The 16,590-nt window shown below is 68.5% G+C and carries 14 protein-coding genes; 6 read left to right on the forward strand and 8 right to left on the reverse strand.

Annotated elements, in window-relative coordinates; translation table 11 throughout:
* Nucleotides 1–153: 153 nt before the first annotated feature.
* Nucleotides 154–2,319 carry an acetate--CoA ligase family protein gene (locus ACO2SS_RS00005; RefSeq protein WP_423275512.1) on the reverse strand — a complete coding sequence of 722 codons (2,166 nt, stop codon included), beginning with the start codon at nucleotides 2,317–2,319 and terminating at the stop codon, nucleotides 154–156.
* 505 nt (nucleotides 2,320–2,824) lie between these two features.
* Between ACO2SS_RS00005 and oxc the strand changes: the two genes are divergently transcribed.
* From oxc to ACO2SS_RS00020, 3 genes are all read left to right on the forward strand, one after another.
* Nucleotides 2,825–4,609 carry an oxalyl-CoA decarboxylase gene (gene oxc / locus ACO2SS_RS00010; RefSeq protein ID WP_423275513.1) on the forward strand — a complete coding sequence of 595 codons (1,785 nt, stop codon included), beginning with the start codon at nucleotides 2,825–2,827 and terminating at the stop codon, nucleotides 4,607–4,609.
* Between the two features lie 97 nt (nucleotides 4,610–4,706).
* Entirely contained in the window at nucleotides 4,707–5,987 is a 1,281-nt protein-coding gene (gene frc, locus ACO2SS_RS00015; RefSeq protein ID WP_423275514.1) for a formyl-CoA transferase, read from the forward strand.
* Between the two features lie 903 nt (nucleotides 5,988–6,890).
* Nucleotides 6,891–8,399: an amidase family protein gene (locus ACO2SS_RS00020; RefSeq protein ID WP_423275515.1), complete on the forward strand. Its 1,509-nt coding sequence runs from the start codon at nucleotides 6,891–6,893 to the stop codon at nucleotides 8,397–8,399.
* A gap of 68 nt (nucleotides 8,400–8,467) precedes the next feature.
* On the opposite strand, the gene ACO2SS_RS00025 is transcribed toward ACO2SS_RS00020, so the two are convergent.
* The 6 genes from ACO2SS_RS00025 to ACO2SS_RS00050 all read right to left on the reverse strand — a co-directional run bounded on the left by ACO2SS_RS00025 (nucleotide 8,468) and on the right by ACO2SS_RS00050 (nucleotide 13,149).
* Nucleotides 8,468–9,172 (reverse strand): GntR family transcriptional regulator, encoded by a 705-nt coding sequence (locus ACO2SS_RS00025; protein ID WP_423275516.1) that lies wholly within the window; start codon nucleotides 9,170–9,172, stop codon nucleotides 8,468–8,470.
* A gap of 89 nt (nucleotides 9,173–9,261) precedes the next feature.
* Entirely contained in the window at nucleotides 9,262–9,627 is a 366-nt protein-coding gene (locus ACO2SS_RS00030; RefSeq protein ID WP_423275517.1) for a hypothetical protein, read from the reverse strand.
* Nucleotides 9,624–10,616, reverse strand: coding sequence for an NAD(P)H-quinone oxidoreductase (locus tag ACO2SS_RS00035; protein WP_423276199.1), 993 nt, complete (start codon nucleotides 10,614–10,616; stop codon nucleotides 9,624–9,626). Before ACO2SS_RS00035 ends, ACO2SS_RS00030 begins: the two co-directional genes overlap by 4 nt.
* A gap of 53 nt (nucleotides 10,617–10,669) precedes the next feature.
* Nucleotides 10,670–11,371: a retropepsin-like aspartic protease family protein gene (locus ACO2SS_RS00040; RefSeq protein ID WP_423275518.1), complete on the reverse strand. Its 702-nt coding sequence runs from the start codon at nucleotides 11,369–11,371 to the stop codon at nucleotides 10,670–10,672.
* A complete protein-coding gene (locus ACO2SS_RS00045; protein WP_423275519.1) occupies nucleotides 11,371–11,574 on the reverse strand; it encodes a DUF1289 domain-containing protein in 204 nt (67 codons plus the stop codon). Before ACO2SS_RS00045 ends, ACO2SS_RS00040 begins: the two co-directional genes overlap by 1 nt.
* Before the next feature lie 54 nt (nucleotides 11,575–11,628).
* Entirely contained in the window at nucleotides 11,629–13,149 is a 1,521-nt protein-coding gene (locus ACO2SS_RS00050) for a sensor histidine kinase (RefSeq protein WP_423275520.1), read from the reverse strand.
* 124 nt (nucleotides 13,150–13,273) lie between these two features.
* On the opposite strand from ACO2SS_RS00050, the gene ACO2SS_RS00055 reads away from it, so the two are divergent.
* From ACO2SS_RS00055 to ACO2SS_RS00065, 3 genes are all read left to right on the forward strand, one after another.
* Nucleotides 13,274–13,759, forward strand: a complete 486-nt coding sequence (locus tag ACO2SS_RS00055) for a thermonuclease family protein (protein ID WP_423275521.1) — start codon at nucleotides 13,274–13,276, stop codon at nucleotides 13,757–13,759.
* Between the two features lie 73 nt (nucleotides 13,760–13,832).
* Nucleotides 13,833–14,444, forward strand: a complete 612-nt coding sequence (locus ACO2SS_RS00060; RefSeq protein WP_423275522.1) for a glutathione S-transferase family protein — start codon at nucleotides 13,833–13,835, stop codon at nucleotides 14,442–14,444.
* 61 nt (nucleotides 14,445–14,505) lie between these two features.
* Nucleotides 14,506–15,144: a uracil-DNA glycosylase family protein gene (locus tag ACO2SS_RS00065; RefSeq protein ID WP_423276200.1), complete on the forward strand. Its 639-nt coding sequence runs from the start codon at nucleotides 14,506–14,508 to the stop codon at nucleotides 15,142–15,144.
* 19 nt (nucleotides 15,145–15,163) lie between these two features.
* Here the strand turns inward: ACO2SS_RS00065 and nhaA are convergent, their stop codons facing one another.
* Nucleotides 15,164–16,402 (reverse strand): Na+/H+ antiporter NhaA, encoded by a 1,239-nt coding sequence (gene nhaA, locus ACO2SS_RS00070; RefSeq protein ID WP_423275523.1) that lies wholly within the window; start codon nucleotides 16,400–16,402, stop codon nucleotides 15,164–15,166.
* Nucleotides 16,403–16,590 lie beyond the last annotated feature (188 nt).

Below are 16,590 nucleotides of genomic sequence, written 5' to 3' on the forward strand. Positions count from 1 at the left end.
CGCGCCGCTGCGGTCCCGGCCCTAACGCCTGGATTGTGGCTGTTCATGGCCCACGCTTGTCATGGCCGGGCTTGGCCCGGCCATCTCGATTGGAAGCGCTCACTGTGTCGAACGGGATGGCCGGGCCAAGCCCGGCCATGACGTCGCGCCAGCTCAGAGGAGCCCCGCGCCGCGGGCCCACTTGTACTTGGCGCCGAGCACCTCGACCGGCAACTCGGTCGAGTAGGCATAGGCCGGGATGCCGTGATCGTAGAGGTACTGCGCGGCCTCCTCGACTTCCACGTCACCCGCGAGGGAGGCGACGACGGGCTTCACCTTGCCCTTCGCCTTCATCTCCTCGACCACCTCGACCATCAGCCTGGCGAAGACCATCGGCGGCGTCACGATCGTGTGCCAGTAGCCCAGGATGAGCGCGTGGATACGGTCGTCCTCGAGGCCCAGCTTCACCGTGTTCTGGTAGGTCTTCGGCGGCTCGCCGCCCGTGATGTCGACCGGGTTGCCGGACGCTCCGAAGGGCGGGATGAACTTCTTGAACGCCTCGTCGAGGTCCGGCGGCATCTGCATCAGCGACAGGCCGTTATCGACCACCGAGTCCGACAAGAGCACGCCCGATCCGCCCGCACCCGTGATGATCAGGACGTTCTCGCCCTTCGGGGTCGGCAGGATCGGAACGCCGCGGGCGAACTCGAGGAGCTGCCGCAGCGAGCGGGCGCGCACCACACCCGACTGCTTGAGCACGTCCTCGTAGATCTTGTCGTTGCCCGCGAGCGCGCCCGTGTGGGATGCGGCTGCCTTGGCGCCGGCCGAGGTGCGGCCCGCCTTGAGCACGATGACCGGCTTCTTCTTGGAGACGCGCTTGGCGGCTTCCGCGAAGGCGCGGCCGTCCTTCAGGTCTTCGCAATGCTGGGCGATGACCTTGGTGTTGTCGTCCTGCTCGAAGAAGGCGAGCAGATCGTCCTCGTCGATGTCCGACTTGTTGCCGAGCCCGACGATGGCCGAGACGCCCATCTTGGCCGAGCGCGAGAAGCCGATGATGGCCATGCCGATGCCGCCCGACTGGGAGGACAGGGCGGCCGAGCCCTTCACGTCATAAGCCGTGCAGAAGGTCGCGCAGAGATTCTCGGGCGTGTAGTAGAAGCCGTAGATGTTCGGCCCCATGAGCCGGATGTTGTACTTCTTGCCGACCTCGACGATCTCCTCCTGGAGTGCCGGCTCGCCGGCCTCCGCGAAGCCCGACGGGATGAGCACCGCGCCGGGGATCTGCTTCTCGCCGCACTCGGTCAGAGCCGCGGCCACGAACTTCGCCGGGATGGCGAAGACGGCCGTGTCGATCACGCCCTCGACGTCCTTGACGCTCTTATAGGCCTTGTAGCCGAGGATCTCGTCGGCCTTCGGGTGGATCGGGTAGATCTCGCCCTTGTAGCCGCCGTTGATGAGGTTCTTCATCACCGAGTTGCCGATCTTGCCGGCCTCGGCGGAGGCGCCGATCACGGCGACCGCCTTCGGCCGCATGATGCGGTTCATGGCGGTCACGATCTCCTCGTTGGAGCGGACGGCCGGACGGAGCTTCGCGTCGAAATCCACCACGATGCGCACGTCCGCCGCGATGGCGTCGTCCTTCGTGGCGAAGACGGGGTTGAGGTCGAGCTCGGAGATCTCGGGGAAGTCGGAGACGAGCTGGCTGACCTTCACGATCACGTTGGCGACCGCCTCGCGGTTCACCGGGTCGCCGCCGCGCACGCCCTTCAGCATCTCGTGGGCCTGGATGCCGTCGAGCATGGAGAGCGCGTCCTCGCGCGTCGCGGGCGCCAAGCGGAACGTGATGTCCTTCAGGACCTCCACGAGCACGCCGCCGAGGCCGAAGGCGACGAGCTTGCCGAAGGAGCCGTCCGTGATGGCTCCGACGATGACCTCGGTGCCGCCCTTCAGCATCTGCTGGATCTGGACGCCGTCGATCTTCGCGTCGGCCTTGTACTTCTTGGCGTTGGCGAGGATTGTCTCGTAGCCCTTCGCCACCTCGTCGGCGCTCTTCAGCCCCACGAGGACGCCGCCCGCTTCCGTCTTATGCAGGATGTCCGGGGAGACGATCTTCAGCACGACGGGATAGCCCATCGAATCGGCCAGCCGGGTCGCGTCGGAAGCGGAGGTCGCAACATCCTCCTTCGGCACCGGAATGCCGTAGGCGTCGCAGACGAGCTTGCCTTCGGGCGCCGTCAGGCTGGTGCGGCCCTCGGCCTTCACGTGGTCGAGAACGCGCCGCACCTCGTCCTTCGCGGCCGAGCCGTAATCGTCGCTGCGCTTGAGTGCTGCCTCAGCCATATGGTCTCCTCCTGATCCGGGCACGTCGGTGCGCGCCTTTGGTTCGATCCTGCCGGAACGCGGTGGTTTGAGCCACCCGAAACGGGCTCGAACCCATGCTGGTATTTGGCATGCCAAGGCGCCGGGATGTCAAGCGTCAGAAGGTCGGAGACGCACGCCAGATTGACCTCTGGTATTTGGCATGCCAACGATAATGGCGGGAGAAGACGCTCGCTTTGGACAGCGTGAGGGACGGTCCGCCGACCTCTGCGCAATGCGTGGCGCGGGACGCCGGGGAGGGGCTGCATGGCCCTGACATGCTTGCGCGAAAGTCGGGAGCGGCTACCCGCCGCTTCGGGGCTCGCCACGTGCGGCGGGTGCCGCTGCCGCCGGGCGGGTGACGGCTTTTGCGGCAGCGCCGGCGTGCTCGTCTGCTGCCAGGCGATCGCTCCCGCTCAGGATGCGGCCAGTCCGCCCGCCTAGCGGGACGAGGAACGATTCAACATAGGGTTTCGGAGGGAGCAGAATGTCGGCAGTGCGGAGCATCGATCAAAACGTTGAGGACATCGGCACCGAGCCGGAGCTGACGGACGGTTTCCACCTGGTCATCGACGCGCTCAAGCTGAACGGCATCACCAACATCTACAACGTGCCGGGCATCCCGATTACGGATCTCGGCCGGATGATGCAGGCCGAGGGGATGCGCGTCTTCTCCTTCCGCCACGAGCAGAATGCCGGCTACGCCGCCTCAATCGCGGGCTACCTCACCAAGAAGCCCGGCGTGTGCCTCACGGTGTCGGCGCCCGGCTTCCTGAACGGCCTCACGGCGCTCGCGCACGCCACCACGAACTGCTTCCCGATGATCCTCATCTCGGGCTCCTCCGAGCGGGAGATCGTCGACCTGCAGCAGGGCGACTACGAGGAGATGGACCAGCTCGCCGTCGCCAAGACGATGTGCAAGGCGGCCTTCCGGGTGCTGCACGCGCAGGATATCGGCATCGGCATCGCCCGGGCGATCCGGGCCGCGGTCTCGGGACGTCCGGGCGGTGTCTATCTCGACCTGCCGGCGAAGCTCTTCGGCCAGGTCATGGACGCGGAGGCCGGCCGCAAGTCGCTCGTGAAGGTGATCGACGCCGCGCCGGCGCAGATCCCGGCGCCCTCCGCCGTGAAGCGCGCCGTCGAGGTGCTGAAGGGCGCGAAGAAACCCCTGATCATCCTCGGCAAGGGCGCCTCCTACGCCCAGGCGGACGACGCGATCCGCAACCTCGTCGAGACCTCCGGCGTGCCCTTCCTGCCGATGAGCATGGCGAAGGGCCTCCTGCCCGACACGCATCCGCAATGCGCCGGGGCGGCGCGTTCGACGGTGCTGAAGGATTCGGACGTCGTCATGCTGATCGGCGCGCGACTGAACTGGCTGCTCTCGCACGGCAAGGGCAAGGCCTGGGGCGACGCGCCGAAGAAGTTCATCCAGATCGACATCGAGCCCAAGGAGATGGACTCCAACGTCGAGATCGTCGCGCCGGTCGTGGGCGACATCGGCTCCTGTGTCGAGGCGATCCTCAAGGAGATGGGCGGCGGCTGGGCGAAGCCTTCGGCCGACTGGATCGGCGCGGTCTCCAAGAAGCGGGACGACAACGTCGCCAAGATGGCGCCGCGGCTCATGAACAACAACCTGCCGATGGACTACCACGGCGCGCTCGGCGTGCTGCGCCAGATCATCAAGGACCGGCCGAACGCCATCCTGGTGAACGAGGGCGCCAACACGCTCGACCTCGCCCGCGGCATCATCGACATGTACCAGCCGAGGAAGCGCATCGATGTCGGCACCTGGGGCATCATGGGCATCGGCATGGGCTACTCGATCGCGGCCGCGGTCGAGACGGGCAACCCGGTCCTCGCCGTCGAGGGCGACAGCGCCTTCGGGTTCTCCGGCATGGAGATCGAGACCATCTGCCGGTACAACCTCCCGGTCTGCGTGGTCGTCTTCAACAACGACGGCATCTACCGCGGCACGGACCAGAATGCCGGCGGGGACGACCCGGCCACCACGGTCTTCGTGAAGGGCGCCCGCTACGACAAGATGATCGAGGCCTTCGGGGGCGTCGGCGTGAACGCGACGAGCCCCGACGAGCTCCGGCGGGCGGTGGTCGAGGCGATGGATTCGGGCAAGCCCACCCTCATCAACGCCGTGATCGACCCGGCGGCGGGCAGCGAGAGCGGCCGCATCGGCAACCTCAACCCGCAAAGCGCCCTCAAGAAGAAGCAGCCGAAGCCGGAAGGCACCGAGACCGGGACCGCCGGCGCGGCCTGACGAGACGAGCGCGTCCCGCCCCTCGCGGGCGAGACGGTTTCACCATCGCAGCATAGGGGCGGGCGACCTCGCCCCGCCGATCGATCGGAGGGATCTCATGACCAAGGCATTGGACGGCGTCCGCATCCTCGATTTCACGCATGTGCAGTCGGGCCCGACCTGCACGCAGCTTCTCGCCTGGTTCGGGGCTGACGTGATCAAGGTGGAGCGGCCGGGTGTCGGCGACATCACCCGCGGCCAGCTTCGGGACGTGAAGGACGCGGACAGCCTCTATTTCACGATGCTGAACCACAACAAGCGCTCGATCACGATCGATTCGAAGAACCCCAAGGGCAAGGAAGTCCTCGAGGCGCTGATCAAGACCTGCGACGTCCTCGTCGAGAACTTCGCACCGGGCGCGCTCGACCGGATGGGCCTCACCTGGGACCACATCCACAGCCTGAACCCCCGCATGATCGTGGCCTCGATCAAGGGCTTCGGCCCCGGCCCCTACGAGGATTGCAAGGTCTACGAGAACGTCGCGCAATGCACCGGCGGCGCGGCCTCGACGACCGGCTTCCGCGACGGGATCCCGCTGGTCACGGGCGCGCAGATCGGCGATTCCGGCACCGGCCTCCACCTCGCGCTCGGCATCGTGACCGCGCTGTTCCAGCGCGAGAAGACCGGCAAGGGCCAGAAGGTCACCTGCGCCATGCAGGACGGCGTGCTGAACCTCTGCCGCGTGAAGCTGCGCGACCAGCAGCGCCTCGCCCACGGGCCGCTCACCGAGTACTCGCAATACGGCGAGGGCATTCCGTTCGGCGACGCGACCCCGCGGGCCGGCAACGATTCCGGCGGCGGCCAGCCCGGCCGCATCCTCAAGTGCAAGGGCTGGGAGACGGACCCGAACGCCTACATCTACTTCATCACCCAGGCGCCCGTCTGGGAGAAGATCTGCGACGTGATCGGCGAGCCGGAGTGGAAGACGCACCCGGATTACGCCAAGCCCGCCGCGCGCCTGCCGCGCCTGAACGAGATCTTCGGCCGCATCGAGGCCTGGACGACCCAGCACGACAAGTTCGAGGCGATGGAGATCCTCAACAAGTACGACATCCCCTGCGGGCCGATCCTTTCCATGAAGGAGATCGCGCAGGACCAGTCGCTCTATGCGACCGGCACGCTCGTCGAGGTCGATCACCCCACCCGCGGCAAGTACATCACGGTCGGAAACCCGATAAAACTGTCGGATTCGCCCGCCGAGGTGGTCCGTTCGCCGCTTCTCGGCGAGCACACGGAGGAGATCCTCCGCGACGTGCTCGGCTTCAACGAGAACCAGATGGACCAGATCCGGCAATCGGGCGCGATCGGCGGCACGCCGGACAAGATGGCGGCCGAGTAGGGGAGGGCTCTCGCTCCCCCTCCGCTCACACCGGCGCAAGCCAGTGTCCGGGGTCTGATCCCTCCCCGGAGGGGAGGGTGGCCCGAGCGAAGCGGAGGGCCGGGTGGGGCTGCCTGCCTAGCCGCAACCCCACCCCGGTTCGCGCCTGCGGCGCGACTCGGCCCTCCCCTGGAGGGGAGGGATCAGGCGGCTCGGCCGCCAGCAGGCACGCGCCGTCCTTCCCCGGTCCGGGGTCTGGTCCATCGGCACTGTCAAAGAGCCGGCCCGAAATCCTCGAGGGGAGCGGGATGCCGGTTCTCCGGCCTAAATTTGTAGAGCGCTGGAATCTGGGTGGGTGCTCAGGTCCCTCCCGGCGAACCCGGCCGTTGCCGCCTTCGGCAACATTCCGGATCCGCAAGTCGGGTTACCCCGACTTGCATCCCGCGACGGTCTTTTCGGCCCCATGGGCAAACGCCCGGTCAGCCGCCCAAGCGCCCCGGCCGACCGGACCGAGACCCTGGGACCCGTCCTCCCCTCCGCCAGACGTGACCGGTGCGCACGCGGCTCCCTCGCGAGAGGGGAGTGCGGAGGATATAGGAATAAATGCTAGGTTTGTCAACTCGGCATTCCGCTCACACCGGCGAAGGCCGGTGCCCAGGGACTAGACCCCGGCCTTCTCCGAGGTGAGCGGGAACGAGGCGGAGAGGGTGGATTGCTTCGCTGGCGCTCGCAATGACGGGCTGGAGCCACTGAAACTCAAGCGCCGCCCAGACCTGGATGAGATCCGGTGATCGTGCCGCCGGTCGCCGCGGAAATGTTCGCTATGCGGCCCAACGCGCCAGACCAGGAACCTCCAGGTGAAACTCCCTGTTGGGCTCGACCGCTCCCCACGCCGGCGCGATCGCCCGGCGATGGAGGTCTCACATGCTGAGTCGCCGCGACGTTCTCAGAGGCACCGGCGGGATCGGTGCAGCCTTCGCCGTCGGGGGAACTGCCTTCGCAGCGCCGGCCGGCGAGGAGATCGCCTGGATGCCGGCGACGCGGCTGATCCCGGCCTTCCGTTCGGGCGAACTGTCTCCGGTCGCGGTGCTGGAGGCGCAGATCCGGCGGATCAATCGCCTGAACGGCAAGGTGAACTGCATCACCTACCAGCATTTCGACGAAGCGCTCGCCGCTGCCCGCGAGTCGGAGCGCCGCTACCGGGCGGGCACCGCGCGACCTCTCGAAGGCATCACCGTCGCGGTGAAGGACGAGTACGCCGTGAAGGGATGGGTGACCACCATGGGCACCCTCCTCCGGAAGGATGCTCCGCCCGAGCAGGCCGATGGCCCGGTGATCGAGGGGCTTCGCGCGGCCGGGGCCGTGTTCCCGATCCAGACCACCGTCCCAGAATTCTACTCGTGGGCGACCACGGCAACTCGGCTATGGGGGATCACGCGCGACCCGTGGAACCTGCGATACTCGCCGGGCGGTTCGTCCGGAGGCACCGGCGCCGCGCTGGCTGCTGGGTTCACGACCTTGGGGCTCGGCTCGGACATGGGCGGGTCGATCCGAATCCCCTCGTCCCAATGCGGCCTGTATGGCTTCAAGCCGCCGTTCGGCCGCATCCCGACGAGCGAGATCGTCTACGAAACAGAGGGTCCGCTCGCCCGGACCTTCGACGACCTCAACCTCTTCACGCGCGCCATGGTCGGCCCGCACCCGATGGTGCATTCCTCGCTGTCGCCCCGCCTCGACTTTCCGGCAACCTACGGCCCGATCGAGGGATGGAGGATCGCCTTCGATCCAGGTACCGGGGTGACGCCGTTGGACCCGTCGGTCCGAGACGCCTTGGAAAACGGTCTCGCGCGGCTGCGCGAACTGGGCGCGAGCATCGAGCAAGTGGATCTCGACTTCCAGGCGTCAGACCTCCAGACCTTCAACCTCGGTCTGTTCTCGACCGCGCTGGGCGCGTTGCTGTCCCAGGCGAGGCGCGACCCGGACAAGCTCACGCCGTATGTGCGCGAACTGGCAAGCAAGCTGACCCATCTGGGGCCAGATCAACTGGCCGCAGCCGATGCGCTTCTCGCGCGCTACAATCGTCGCGTGCAGGAGCAGGTCTTCCAGCGCGGTTGCCGGGCGTTGATCATGCCGACGCTCGCGACGCCTTTCATTCCGGCCGAACATGGCCTGGATCCCGCGAACGACAGCGTCAACGTCGATGGCAAGCCGGTGCGCGGATTGAACTTCCTCTTGACCTGGCCATGGAACCTGCTGAGCCGCTATCCGGTCGTCTCCGCTCCACTTGGCCTCGGACCGGAGGACATGCCGATCGGCATGCAGATCATCGGCGACAGGTTCGACGATCTCGGCGCATTCCAGGTGGCCGCGGCCTATTCGCGGGTGGGGCCGCCTCTCTACGCCGGCAAGGCTTTTCCCGATTTCGAGGGGTGAGCATCCGAGCGGCCGCCTGGGATTAGGCGCGACCCTTCCGGCCGGGCTGCGCTCGTCGGCGCCTCGCCTCAATCCTCGTGAAACACGCCGTGCTTCGCCACGTGCTCCGCGAGCCCGAGCGTGTGGTCGCGGACGGCGGCTTCGGCACCGAGCGCGTCGCGGCGCTGCAGCGCGGCGATGATGCGTTCGTGGTCGGCCTTCGACTGCGCGGCGCGGTTGCTCTGCCGGACGGACACGGCCCGGATGGCCCGCATGTGCAGGAACAGGTTCTCGGTCATCTCCTGGATCAGCGTGCAGCCGCCGAGCCGGATGATGGTCTGGTGGAAGCGGATATTGGCGTCCGAATATTCGTGCACGTGCTCGCCGGGCTGGTCCTGCTCGAACTCCGAGAAGATCGTCTTCAGGCCGGCCAGTTCCGCGTCGCTCGCGCGCTCGGCCGCGAGCCGTGCCGCCATGCTCTCGAGCGCCGCCCAGACCTGGATGAGTTCGATGATCTCGCGCTTCGACTTGCGGATGACGAAGATGCCCCGCCGCGGGACGGAGCGGACGAAGCCCTCCTGCTCCAGCACGGTCAGCGCCTCGCGGATCGGCGTGCGGCTGACGCCGAGATCCTGCGAGAGTTGGCGTTCGTCGAGACGGATTTCCTCGTCCGCCCCGTAGATGTCCATGTCCGTGATGGCGCGTTTCAGCGAGTCGTACGCGAGCGCGCGTAGGCTCACGCTCGCGTCGAGCGGGGCAACGTTCAGGCGAGGGCGGGCTGCTGTCTTCTGCACGCCGAAAAAATAGCCGGATTCTGCTCTGGAATACCAGCATAAAGCCTTGCCGGAGCCCGACTTTTCTCCGCGGGCCGGATGCCGGTCCGCTACCCTCCGCGAAATCCGTGCAGGCGGCCATCCGCGGGCTCCACCTCGCGCAGCTGTCGCGCCGTCTCGGTGACGCGCGCGAGGAAGCTGGCGTAATCGGCCTTGTCCGCCTCCAGGTCCCCCGCGCACCCCGTCGCCGGGAGGAATCTCGCGTATCCGCCGACCGGCCGATCGCGCTCGCCGCTCTGCCGCTCCGCCTGCTGCAGGTGGAAGGCGCCGCTCTCGTCAGGCGGCGACAGCACCGTCAGGCCGTACAGGATACGGCCATTCGGGATGCTGTTGCGGTTCGCATCCTGGCGGAAGCGGTCGAGCGGATAGACCTGCTCGATGCTCGACGGGTCGTTGACGTTCGCGGTCGGGGTCATGCCGCCGCCCCTCGCACGACGAGGACGATCTTGCCGATATGCTGGCTCGATTCCATCAGCGCATGGCCCTTCGCGGCCTCCGCGAGCGGGAAGGTGGCGTGGACGAGCGGCCGGATGGAGCCGTCGGAGAGCTTCGGCCAGACATGCTCCCTGAGCTTGGCCGCGATGGCGGCCTTGTCGGCGATCGGGCGCGGACGCAGGGTCGAGCCGGTGAGCGTCAGCCGGTTGCGCATGACGCGGTTGAAGTCGATCTCCGCCTTCGAGCCGCGCAGGAAGGCGATCGAGACGTGGCGGCCGTCCGGCGCCATGACCGAGATCGAGCGCGGGATGTAGTCGCCGCCGACCATGTCGAGGACGACGTCGACGCCCTTGCCGCCGGTGGCCTCCTTCACGACCGCCGCGAAATCCTCCTCGCGGTAGTTGATGGCCCGGTCGGCGCCGAGCTTCACGCAGGCCTCGCATTTCTCCGCGCTGCCGGCGGTGGTGAAGACGCGCGCCCCCGCCGCCTTGGCGAGCTGGATCGCCGTCGTGCCGATGCCGGATGAGCCGCCATGGACCAGCAGCGTCTCGCCGCTCTTGAGCAGGCCGCGGTCGAAGACGTTGCTCCAGACCGTGAAGAAGGTCTCCGGCAGGGCGGCCGCCTCGATCATGCTCAGGCCCTTCGGCACCGGCAGGCACTGGGCCGCGGGGGCGGTGCAGAACTCGGCATAGCCGCCGCCGGCCACCAGGGCGCAGACCTCGTCGCCGACCTTCAGGTCGGAGACGTCGGGCCCGATCTCGACCACCCGGCCTGCGATCTCGAGGCCCGGGATGTCGCTGGCGCCGGGCGGCGGATCGTAATGCCCCTTGCGCTGGAACACGTCCGGCCGGTTGATGCCGGCCGCGTGGACCTCGATGAGGACCTCGCCCTCCGTCGGCTTCGGCACCGGCCGGCTGCCCGGCTTCAGCACCTCGGGTGCGCCGGGCGCCGTGATCTCGATCGCGGTCATGGTCTCGGGCAAGGGCGTCTCCTGTTCGGCGTCGTTCGGACGTTTGGTCGGGTTTAAGCCTTCGCGGCGCGCAAGACGAGGCGTCGGCCGCGGACCTCGTAGGAGTCCAGCCGCTCCAGGAAGGTCTGGCCGAGAAGGTTGCCTTCGAGCATCCCTGGGCGGGCGACCAGCGCGGAGAGCCGCCGCATCTGGATCGGCCCGACGCTGAGGCGCTCGATGGTGATCGGCGCGGCGAGGCCGCGCCCGTTCGCCGTGGATACGGGTATGCGGAAGTTCAGCGTCTCCGGCTTGAAGCCGAGGATGGCGGCCGTCTCGGCGGAGAGGACCACCGAACTCGCGCCGGTGTCGAACAGGAACGGCACGTCCCGGTCGTTGATCCTGGCCGGGATGACGAAGGTGCCGTCATAGCGGCGGTTCACGGCCACCTCCCCGCCCTGGATGATTGTGGCCTCCGGCAGGCCGAGGCCGATCTCCTCGCTGACGCCGCGGATGGCCTCGCCGAGTTCGGTCCGGTGCAGGTAGGCCGCCCCGAGGCTGCCGACCAGCACGACCCAGATCGCAACGGAGGCGACCGCGTTGCGCCACGTCCCGCGGGAGCGTTGCGTCGCCCAGCCGGTGAGCATCAGGGCGACGGCCAGGAACGCCAGCGCCGAGGCAATCTCGGTCGTGGAGAAGCCCGCGATGGGCCCGCTTCCGACGACCGCCACCGCCCAGGCGATGACGGCGACGATCCAGCCCCAGCCAACGGCACCCATCAGCCGGCTTCCGATTGCGCCCGCTCGGGGAGGAGCAGGCGGCGCATCCGCTCGTCGAGTCCCGCCATGATGGCGAGGCGCTCGTCCTCGCTCATGCTGCCCCACCGGGCGATCTCGTCGCGTGTGCGTCCGCAGCCCTCGCAGAGCCCGCTCTCGGGGTCGAGGATGCAGACGCGAAGGCAGGGGCTGGAGACGCGAGGCATGAACCCTATGTGGCGTGCCCGCTCGCGTTCGTCACCTCCGGAAGAATCCCCGGGTCAGGCCGCCTTCGAGTTCTTCGGCTTCATGTCGACGGCCGGCAGGGCGTCGATGACGCGGGCGGCCGGGAAGGTGACGATCACCTCCGTGCCCTCGCGCGGCTTCGATTTCAGCTGGAAGCCGCCGCCATGGAGGTCGACGAGGCCCTTCACGATCGGCAGCCCGAGGCCGGAGCCCTGCTCGGCCGTCTTGATGGCCAGCGAGCCGCGGCCGAAGGACGACATGACGACGGGGATCTCGTCCTCGGGGATGCCGGGGCCGGTATCGTTCACGCTGAGATACTGGCCGCCAGACGACGTCCAGCCGACCTTGATGGTGATCTCGCCGCCCTGGGGCGTGAACTTCACCGCGTTGGACAGGATGTTCAGCACGATCTGCCGCACGGCCCGCTCGTCCGCCCACAGCCGCGGGAGGGAGGGGTCGAGGAATTCGCGGAAGCTCTGGTTCTTCGCCTTGGCCTTGAGGTTCAGCATGTGACGGCACTCCGTCACGATATGCGAGAGCTCGACGGCCTCCTCGTTGAGCTCGTAGCGGCCCGCCTCGATGCGGGAGAGGTCCAGGATCTCGTTGATCAGCGTCAGGAGGTGCTGGCCCGAGCCGTGGATGTCGGCCGAGTAGTCCTTGTAGGCGGGCGTCGCGTGCGTGCCGAACACCTCGTTCTTCATCACCTCCGAGAAGCCCAGGATGGCGTTGAGCGGCGTGCGGAGCTCATGGCTCATGGTGGCGAGGAAGCGCGACTTGGCGAGGTTCGCCTCCTCGGCCCGCCGCCGGGCTTCGTCGGAATTCGCCTTGGCCTGTTCCAGCTCGGCGAACATCGCGTCCTTCTCGGCGCGGGACTGGATGCTCGAGAGCGAGTTCGCATAGAGGCGCGTCGCGAGCAGCAGGAAGAAGGCGACCGCGCTCGACGTCATGACGAGCATCATGAAGGCGTTGAAGTCGCGCTCGCTCAGCGCGACCGAGACCGCGATCGCCCCGACGGGCGCTACGCCGAGATAGACGGCGAGCGGGATCGTGGCCGAAAGGCTCGCCGTCACGGCGGTGACGATCAGCACCACGAAGAGCGCGAAGCCGCTGGTTCCGGTCTCGACCTTCGCGAGCGTCAGGACGCTCAGGGCCCAGACGAGGCCCGTGATGAGCTCGGCGAGCATGAAGCGGCGCCGCCAATCCGGCAGCCGCACCTCCTCCGGCGGCGTTGCGAGGAAGCGCTGCGACAGGACCAGCTTGATGCCGATCACCACGACGGCCAGGAAGAGCCATCCGGTCGCGAGCCCGATCGGGACCCAGAGCGACGATATTCCCGCGATGACGACCGCGAGGGCGAGCAGGAGGAGCGAACTGCCGCTGTGGTATTGCGCGTAGACGCGGACGAGCTCGTATTCGTAGGAGCGTTCGAGGCCGACGGAGGAGGTCAGCTTTTCGCGGGCGCTCCGCATCTCCTGCGATAGCTTCCGGCGATGCACGGCGCCGTGCAGCGTGGGGCGACGCCCCTGCTGGACAATCTGAGCCGTCAACTCGCCCATCTACGCACGCGCACTCGTCCGGGGTTACGCTCCGGTCCAATTGAGCATGCTTCGGAAACGTTAACCTCCCCCTGACGATATCCGTAAAGTCGATGTTCACCCCCGAAGTTTTTCACCTCCATCCATGTTGCGGCGCATCGACGGCCTTCTGGCGACCCTGATCCTGGTCGCTCTCGCGATCGGGGTGGTCTCGGTGCAGCGCGAGGCGGAGCGCGTCGAGGGGCTTCCCCGCGTGGTGGACGGGGATTCGCTCGAGGTCGGCGGCCGCCGCATCCGGCTCGCCGGCGTGGATGCGCCCGAGCTGTCCCAGACCTGCGAGCGCCCGGGTGGCGGCACCTATCGCTGCGGCGAGGTCGCCCGCGAAGGCCTTCGCGCGCTGGCCAGGGGCGGCCTGACCTGCACGCTCACCGGCCGGGACAAGTACGGACGGGACCTCGCGGTCTGCGAGGCGGCGGGGCGGGACGTCGGCGCGGCGCTGGTCACGGACGGCCTCGCCGTCTCCTATGGCCGCTACGAGCCTGAGGAGCGGGAGGCGCGCGGGCGCGCCGCCGGGCTCTGGGCAGGGCGGTTCGAGCGGCCCTCGGCCTGGCGCGCGGCGCACGGACGCTGAAGGTGCTTGCGGGCCTGCGGGACCTTCGCGAAAAAGCCTCCGCGACAGGGACGATCCCGGCGGGAGGAACAGGATGAAGCTCTACGATTCGGGACGCGCGCCCAACCCCCGGCGGGTGAAGATCTTCCTTGCCGAGAAGGGAATCTCCATCCCGACCGAGCAGGTCGACATCGGCAAGCTCGAGCACAAGGGCGAGGCCTATTCCGCCCTGAACCCCGTTCAGCAGGTGCCGGCGCTGGTCCTCGACGACGGCTTCGTGCTGACCGAGACGATCGCCATCTGCCGCTACATCGAGGAGCTGCACCCGGAGCCGCCGCTCTTCGGCACCGACGCCTTCACGCGCGCGCTCGTCGAGATGTGGCAGCGGCGGATCGAGTTCGGGCTCCTGATGCAGGTGGCGGCGGTGTTCCGCCATCTCCATCCCGCGATGGCGCAGATGGAGGTGCCGCAGGTGTCCGAATGGGGCGAGGCCAACAAGGAGCGCGTGCTCCGCTTCCTCGGCGTGCTCGACAAGGAGCTCGAGGGCCAGGAATTCATCTGCGGGGACACCCTGACGGTTGCGGACATCACCGGGCTCGTCGGGCTCGATTTCATGAAGCCGGCGAAGCTCGCCGTGCCGGAGGAGTTCGGCCATGTCCGCCGCTGGCACGCCCGGCTGTCGGAGCGGCCGAGCGCCAAGGCCTGAGGGCGCAAGAGGTCGCATGGACGGGGAGGGCGGTCCGGTCTTTCTCGCCCGCATGAACGAGATGCAGCCGGGCGGGACGGAGCCCTTCGAGGAGGTCGCGGCCCGCCTTCGCGCCTGCCGGATCTGCCGCGAGGCGCCCCGCCACGGGCCGGCGCTCCCGCACGAGCCGCGGCCGATCCTGCAGGGCTCCCCCTCGGCGCGGCTCTGCATCGCGAGCCAGGCGCCCGGCAACCGCGCCAATATCAGCGGGCGACCCTTCGACGATCCCTCGGGCGTGCGGCTGCGCTCCTGGCTCGGGCTCGACGAGGCTCGGTTCTACGATCCGAAGCGGCTCGCCATCGTGCCGATGGGGCATTGCTTCCCGGGCTACGACCGCCACGGCGGGGACATGCCGCCGCGGCGCGAATGCGCCCCGACCTGGCGCGAGCCCGTCTTCGCCGCCCTGCCGCGGCTGGAGCTGATCCTGGTGATCGGCCTCTATGCCCAGGCCTGGCATCTCGGGCCGGGGCGGGCGGGCCTCACGGCCACGGTCGCCCGCTGGCGCGAGATCTTCGCGGAGGAGCGGCATCCGCGCGTGCTCCCGCTCCCCCATCCGTCCTGGCGCAACACCGGATGGCTGAAGCGCCATCCCTGGTTCGAGGCGGAGCTCCTGCCGGTGCTCCGGGGGGAGGTCGCCCGGCTGGTCGCGGCTCCGAGCTGAACCGCCGCCGCCGGGCTGCCTATGCGATCTCGATCTTGGACCGGGCCCGCCGGCGCGGGGCGGGGGCCGGCACGTCGCGCGGCGCCACCATGAGCACGGCCCAGCCGAGCAGCCCCGCGACCAGGGAGCCGGTGAGGATCCCGATCTTCACCCCGTCCTGCAGGGCCGCGTTATCGGCGAAGGCCAGCATCCCGATGAACAGGCTCATCGTGAAGCCGATCCCGCACAGGAGGGAGATGCCGAGCAGCTGCAGCCGGCCGGCGCCCATCGGCACGTCGGCGAAGCCGAGGCGGATCGTCAGCATCGCGCTGCCGAAGACCCCGACGAGCTTGCCGACGAGAAGGCCGAGGGCCACGCCCAGCGTCAGCGGTTCGGTCAGCTTGTCCGTCGTCACCCCGGCGAAGGACACGCCGGCATTCGCGAACCCGAAGATCGGGACGATCGCCATCGCGACCCAGGGCTGGAGAGCATGCTCGAGCTGGTGGAGCGGGGAATGCGGGATGTCGTCCGGTTGTCCCGGCGAGGTCCGCAGCGGGATGGTCAGCGCGAGCAGCACGCCGGCGACGGTCGCGTGGACGCCGGAGCGAAGCACCAGGAACCACAGGACCGCGCCCAGCAGCAGATAGGGCAGGAGCCGGACGATCCGCAGCCGGTTCATCGCAACCAGCACGGCAAGGACGAGCGCCGCGCCGCCGAGCGCCATCCCGTTGAGCTCGCCCGTGTAGAACACCGCGATGATCGCGACCGCCCCGAGGTCGTCGAGGATGGCGAGCGCCGTCAGGAACACCTTCAGCGAGGTCGGCACCCGCGAGCCGAGCAGCGCGACCACGCCGAGCGCGAAGGCGATGTCGGTCGCCGACGGGATGGCCCAGCCCCGCAGGATCTGCGGATCGCCCCAGTTGAACGCCACGAAGATCAGCGCCGGGACGAGCATGCCGCCGGCCGCCGCGATGCCCGGCAGGATGCGCCGGCTCCAGGTGGAGAGCTGGCCGTCCAGGATCTCGCGCTTGATCTCCAGCCCGACCAGCAGAAAGAACACGGCCATCAGGCCGTCATTGATCCAGTGCTGGACGCTCAAGGGCCCGAGATAGGCGTGCAGGGCGGCGAAATAGGCCGGCGCGAGCGGCGAGTTGGCGACCACGAGGGCGAGGGCCGCCGCCGCCATGAGTACCAGACCGCCCGACGCCGAATTGTCGAGGAACGCCCGCATCAGGGAGACGGGGCGCGGTGCGGGCGAGCTTTCCTGGGCGAGGCTCAAGCGTATCTCCGGGCTTGGTGATCGGGACGAAGTCGCGCCGGCCCGACCTCGGGAGCAACGCCGGGCGCGATGGATGAGGCGGGCGGGCGCCGATTCGGTACGGAACCCGTCCCAAAAGGAACAAACGAAATTTCGGCGGCGGGGCCCAGATGGACAGCGCCCGGGCTGGATCAGGCGGAGGCGACCGG

It is taken from the genome of Enterovirga sp. CN4-39, assembly GCF_049446235.1.
GTDB lineage: Bacteria > Pseudomonadota > Alphaproteobacteria > Rhizobiales > Beijerinckiaceae > Enterovirga.